We start from the raw sequence: 6,540 nt of genomic DNA, 5'->3' as shown, positions 1-6,540 counted from the left end.
CCAGCATTCTGACTTTTTCTTCGTATATTTAGCAGACCCAATCAATTTACCAGCGAAAAGAGTTACAATTTATTCACAAACCCCTTGCGGAACCTAACTCATAAGAGGATAGTGAAAGATACAAGCTTAAAAAATAACCGTTTAATCACGGCTTTTGCTTGGTATTTTTTATTTAGAAATCATTAACTCAGTACGGCAAATTGATTAGTTCGGTCTAGGCTTACAATAAGGGATGTAAAAGAGGTTGATTTTCGTCCTGTCTAAATGATCAAAGAACGATTCAGGGGGCATACCATGAGTATTTTTGACCACTATCGTCAACGCTACGAAGAATCCAAGGACGAAGAACTTTCATTACAAGAATTCCTTGAGATCTGTCGTCACGATCGCAGTGCCTACGTGAACGCCGCAGAGCGTCTCTTAATGGCTATCGGTGAACCAGAAATGATCGATACTGCGCAAGATCCACATCTTAGCCGTCTCTTCTCTAATCGTGTTATTTCGCGCTATAAAACCTTCGAAGATTTCTATGGCATGGAAGATGCCATCGAGCAAATCGTGTCATACCTAAAACATGCAGCACAAGGGCTTGAAGAGCGTAAACAGATCCTTTATTTACTTGGCCCTGTTGGTGGCGGTAAATCGTCATTAGCAGAAAAGCTCAAAAGCTTAATGCAAAAAGTGCCTATCTATATTTTGACTGCGAACGGAGAGCGTAGTCCTGTAAACGATCACCCTTTCTGCTTATTCGATAAGAATGAAGACGGTGAATTGCTTTCCAGCGAATACAACATTCCAACACGCTACCTCAATACCATCATGTCACCTTGGGCAGCAAAACGTCTTCATGAGTTTGGTGGCGATATCACCCAGTTTAAGGTTGTAAAAGTTCGTCCATCTATCCTTGATCAAGTCGGGATAGCTAAAACTGAACCCGGTGATGAAAACAACCAAGATATTTCATCACTAGTTGGTAAAGTCGATATCCGAAAACTAGAGCATTACTCGCAAGACGATCCTGATGCTTACAGTTACTCTGGGGCGTTGTGTAAAGCAAACCAAGGCTTAATGGAGTTTGTAGAGATGTTTAAAGCACCATTAAAAGTGCTACATCCACTATTAACGGCTACACAGGAAGGTAACTATAACGGTACTGAAGGACTGTCCGCCCTGCCTTTCGATGGTATGATCCTCGCTCACTCCAATGAATCAGAATGGCAAAGCTTTAGAAATAACAAAACCAATGAGGCATTTTTAGACCGAGTATATATCGTCAAAGTCCCTTACTGTTTACGTGTTTCTGAAGAAATTAAAATTTACGAGAAACTGCTCCAGAACAGTGAGCTTTCTGCCGCGCCATGCTCCCCAAGTACACTCGATATTCTTGCCCGTTTCTCAGTACTATCACGCTTAAAAGAGCCTGAAAACTCAAGCGTTTACTCGAAAATGCGGGTATATGATGGTGAAACTTTAAAAGATACCGACCCTAAAGCGAAATCATACCAAGAGTACCGTGATTACGCTGGCGTTGATGAAGGTATGAACGGGCTTTCAACTCGTTTTGCATTCAAAATATTATCTCGTGTATTTAATTTCGATCACTCAGAAGTTGCGGCTAACCCAGTACATTTATTCTATGTCCTTGAGCAACAAATCGAGCGTGAGCAATTCCCGCAAGATGTTGCTGAGAAGTACCTTGAGCATTTGAAAGGCTTCTTGACACCGAAATATGTGGAATTCATTGGTAAAGAAATCCAAACAGCTTATCTCGAATCTTACTCTGAGTACGGTCAAAACATCTTTGATCGCTACGTGAGCTATGCCGATTTCTGGATCCAAGATCAGGAGTACCGTGATCCCGAAACTGGTCAATTGTTTGATCGCGCCGCACTGAATAACGAACTAGAGAAAATCGAGAAACCTGCAGGGATCAGTAATCCGAAAGATTTCCGAAATGAAATCGTTAATTTCGTCTTACGTGCTCGTGCAAACAATGCTGGTAAAAACCCGAATTGGACTAGCTATGAAAAACTACGCACTGTGATTGAGAAGAAAATGTTCTCCAACACAGAAGAGCTACTGCCAGTGATTTCATTCAACGCCAAAACCTCCACTGATGAGCAGAAGAAACATGATGATTTTGTCGCTCGTATGATGGAAAAAGGCTATACCCGCAAGCAAGTACGTTTATTGTCTGAATGGTATTTACGCGTACGTAAATCGTCGTAAGCCAGCAGAAATAAGATAAGGGGGAGCTATGGCACATTTTATTGACCGCAGGCTCAATGGTAAAAATAAAAGTACGGTGAATCGCCAACGCTTTTTACGTCGCCATAAGCAGCAGATCAAAGAGTCTATCGCAGATGCTGTGAATAAGCGTTCTATCACTGACGTCGATAGCGGCGAAGATATTACGATCCCATCCCGTGATATTCGTGAACCTAGCTTTCACCAAGGCAAAGGTGGACAACGCGATGTTGTTCACCCTGGCAATGACCAATTTACCCCAGGCGATCGCATTGAGCGACCGCCTGGTGGTGCTGGTCAAGGTGGCGCAGGTGAAGGACAAGCCAGCCCTGATGGTGAAGGACAAGATGAATTTGTTTTCCAAATTTCGAAAGATGAATACCTTGATCTGTTATTTGAAGATTTAGAGTTACCGAATCTTCAAAAGAATCAAATGAACAAAATTGTTGAATGGAAAACTTTTCGCTCTGGTTATAAATCACAAGGGGTTCCGGCCAATATTGCGATAGTGAAAACGCTACAGAATTCACTCGCTAGACGAACAGCAATGACCGCAGGAAAACGACGTAAACTGCAGGAGCTAGAACAAGCACTAACCCTATTATTTAATACTGAACCCGCACAACCATTTGAAGAAGAAAGAATAAAGCAAGAAATTGAAGTATTACGTCAAAAGATCAATCGTACCCCATTTATTGATACTTTTGATCTTCGTTATAAAAACTATGAACGTCGTCCGCAACCATCAAGCCAAGCAGTGATGTTCTGTTTAATGGATGTCTCTGGCTCGATGGATCAAGCCACTAAAGACATCGCAAAACGCTTTTACATTTTACTTTATTTGTTTTTAAACCGAACTTATAAAAATGTTGATGTGGTGTTTATCCGCCATCATACCCAAGCGAAAGAAGTCGATGAGCACGAATTTTTCTACTCTCAAGAGACGGGAGGAACCATTGTTTCTAGTGCACTTCGCATGATGGATGACATTGTGAAAAATCGTTATCGCCCTGAAGAGTGGAACATCTATGCCGCTCAAGCTTCAGATGGTGATAATTGGGCAGATGATTCACCTGGTTGTCGAGAGTTACTTGATAAACATATCTTGCCGCTATCTCGTTACTATTCTTATATCGAAATTACACGACGAGCACACCAAACGTTGTGGCGAGAATATGAAGCACTACAAAATAGCCATGACAACTTTGCGATGCAAAACATACGAACAGTGGATGATATTTTCCCAGTATTTAGAGAGCTATTTAAAAAACAAGTGAGTTAAGAGTATCAATTCACTACAAGATAGTTAGCGGTATTAATAACAATACCGCTACTCTTCTGGCCGGTATCAACGCGCTTAAAGGGGATCAAAGTAATGAATACTAATACAAAAACAAAACCACTCAGCGATGGGCCGGATTGGACGTTTGACTTATTAGAACAATACCACGTTGAAATTAAGCGAGTTGCTGAACACTATCGTCTTGATGCCTATCCAAATCAAATCGAAATAATCACTGCCGAACAAATGATGGATGCCTATTCCAGTATTGGTATGCCAATTAATTACCATCATTGGTCTTTTGGTAAACGCTTCATTGAAACTGAACGTGGCTACAAACATGGGCAAATGGGGCTCGCCTATGAAATAGTCATTAATTCAAATCCCTGTATTGCCTATCTAATGGAAGAAAACACCATTACGATGCAAGCATTAGTGATGGCTCATGCCTGTTATGGACATAACTCATTCTTTAAGGGCAATTACTTATTTAAAACATGGACCGATGCAAGCTCCATTATTGATTACCTACTATTCGCGCGAAAATACATTACGGAATGTGAAGAAAAATACGGTGTCGATGATGTAGAAAAACTACTCGATTCCTGTCACGCACTGATGAACTATGGGGTTGATCGCTATAAACGCCCACAAAAAATCTCTTTAGTTGAAGAAAAGGCGCGTCAAAAAGCCCGTGAAGATTACTTACAATCACAAGTTAATGCGCTATGGCGAACCATTCCGACACAAACAGAAAAAGAAACCGTTATCGAAGAAGAACGTTTTCCATCAGAACCTCAGGAAAATATTCTCTATTTCTTTGAAAAACATGCGCCTTTACTTGAGCCATGGCAACGCGAGCTTGTGCGTATAGTGCGAAAAATAAGCCAATATTTTTATCCACAAAAACAAACCCAAGTGATGAACGAAGGCTGGGCAACATTTTGGCATTACACTATCTTAAATCACTTATTTGATGAAGGATTAGTGACTGAGCGTTTCATCATGGAGTTTCTCCACAGTCATACCAATGTTGTGGCACAACCTGAATACAACAGCCCGTATTACTCAGGGATCAACCCTTATGCGTTAGGCTTTGCCATGTTCCAAGATATCAGACGTATTTGTGAAGAGCCGACAGAGGAAGATAAATACTGGTTCCCAGATATCGCAGGCTCTAATTGGTTAGACACTCTGCACTTTGCAATGGAGAACTTTAAAGACGAAAGCTTTATCAGCCAGTTCCTTTCACCTAAAGTCATGCGAGACTTTAAACTGTTTGCGGTAAATGATGATGATCGCCATAACTATGTTGAAGTCAGTGCGATCCATAACGAAGAAGGCTACCGCGCAATCAGAGAGAAATTATCATCACAATATAATTTAAGTAATAACGAACCAAATATCCAAGTCTGGAATGTGGCTTTACGAGGTGATAGATCATTAACTCTACGCTATATTCCACATAATCGTATTCCACTCGCTGATAGCCATAAAGAAGTGATCAAACATTTGCACCGATTATGGGGATTTGATGTCACACTAGAAGAAGAATTACCGGATGGTAGAACACAAATTATTGCCACTTGCCCTATCAAGACCCAATATAATACGGATATTTAATTATCTCTCATCATTAAAAATGCCACTGCTTCTAACAGTGGCATTTTATATATCTATTATTAGAACTTGTATGTTGTACCTAAATACCAAGAACCAACAGATTGATCAAAATCTTTAACGGCTGTTTCTAGTGTATAAAAGTCAGCTTCATAGGCAGCTCGAATACCTAATCCTGGAACTTGTTTCACTTGATATTCCAAACCTGCACCTAAACGAATTAAACCACCATCATCTTTAAATTCGTTTTGCTTTAATGAGATGCTTCCCAAACCAACTGTTGCAAATGGACGAAGACCATTATCAAAAGTGTAACCAAGGTTGGCTGCTAAACTAAATGATTCATGCTTTGTTTTACCTGTTGCCTTAATACCATTTGTTTCAAGAGTATATTTAACGTCACCGTAAGCTGTATATTGTGCTTCCAAAGAGACAATACGGTTGAACTGGTAACCAGCAATAATTTTATAACTTTCAGCGCCACCATCATTAGAATAACCAACCGTGTGATTATTCTTAAGAAAGCTTTCTCTATCATCATGGAAATCGGTTGTACCAACACCAGCACCAACATAGAAACCTTGGTATTTATTAGAGTTAGTCGTGTTTTCAGATGCTACTGCATATGTTGATGATAATGAACAAACCAAAGTAGCTAATAATAATTTTTTCATGAGTTTTACTTTTTAAACTGCTTTACAAAAGAGGTGCTCAGCTTATTGAAAAACTCACAAAAAAAACAAACGAAAACCAAACCTTAACCACACCAAAAATAAATAAACATAAAAAATATTTACAATCAAAATGTTAAACACATTTATAATACTTATTTATCAGTATAACAAACCATGTCAAACGCTTCATTTTTGCTGTCTGTGTAAAAATATAAACGCTTGCCAATCCTTTTATATCGATACAGTATGCTATATCCCTCATAGTCTTTATAAGCTTGATTTAAAATTTCATTATCATGCTTCTTCTGTATCTGAACACGATTAAAGTTTAAGGTTAAATGGTCTCTTGTTTGTATATAATCACCATCATAATAAAGCTCCATTAATTTAGCTTCATCATTACCTTCTTTTACTTGAATAAACTCATTAATCAAGAAGCTACTTTTAGAGCTAAACGTTAAGATCATGCTCTCAGAAATATGGCTATATTGAGTAAAGGATTTATTAATAAACCCCGATTTTCTTTGATCGCATACCCAAGTCGTCGAAACTAAATCATTTTTATTAGTTATCAAATAAAAAGTACTCGCTACCAAGCCAATAAAAATAAATATCAGTAACGTGTTAATATATTTCAGCATGAGATATTTTTACTCTCTAAGTAACTATTTAATTTTTTAGAGAAGTCATTATATTTATATTTCGACATTCTAAAAT

At 38.8% G+C, this 6,540-nt stretch carries 5 protein-coding genes; 3 read left to right on the top strand and 2 right to left on the bottom strand.

Annotated features, from left to right (window positions below; genetic code table 11):
• Positions 1-294 precede the first annotated feature (294 nt).
• From E5A76_RS03475 to E5A76_RS03465, 3 genes are all read left to right on the top strand, one after another.
• Positions 295-2,229 carry a PrkA family serine protein kinase gene (locus tag E5A76_RS03475; protein WP_053987042.1) on the top strand — a complete coding sequence of 645 codons (1,935 nt, stop codon included), beginning with the start codon at positions 295-297 and terminating at the stop codon, positions 2,227-2,229.
• 28 nt (positions 2,230-2,257) lie between these two features.
• Positions 2,258-3,529 (top strand): YeaH/YhbH family protein, encoded by a 1,272-nt coding sequence (locus E5A76_RS03470; protein WP_161118108.1) that lies wholly within the window; start codon positions 2,258-2,260, stop codon positions 3,527-3,529.
• Between the two features lie 93 nt (positions 3,530-3,622).
• Entirely contained in the window at positions 3,623-5,152 is a 1,530-nt protein-coding gene (locus E5A76_RS03465) for a SpoVR family protein (RefSeq protein ID WP_053987044.1), read from the top strand.
• A gap of 59 nt (positions 5,153-5,211) precedes the next feature.
• On the opposite strand, the gene E5A76_RS03460 is transcribed toward E5A76_RS03465, so the two are convergent.
• Positions 5,212-5,823, bottom strand: a complete 612-nt coding sequence (locus E5A76_RS03460; protein ID WP_161118107.1) for an outer membrane beta-barrel protein — start codon at positions 5,821-5,823, stop codon at positions 5,212-5,214.
• Between the two features lie 152 nt (positions 5,824-5,975).
• Positions 5,976-6,464, bottom strand: a complete 489-nt coding sequence (locus tag E5A76_RS03455) for a hypothetical protein (RefSeq protein ID WP_053987046.1) — start codon at positions 6,462-6,464, stop codon at positions 5,976-5,978.
• Positions 6,465-6,540 lie beyond the last annotated feature (76 nt).

The organism is Photobacterium lucens (genome assembly GCF_009873615.1).
GTDB classification, from domain to species: Bacteria; Pseudomonadota; Gammaproteobacteria; order Enterobacterales; family Vibrionaceae; genus Photobacterium; species Photobacterium lucens.
This window is presented reverse-complemented; position numbering and strand designations above follow the sequence as displayed.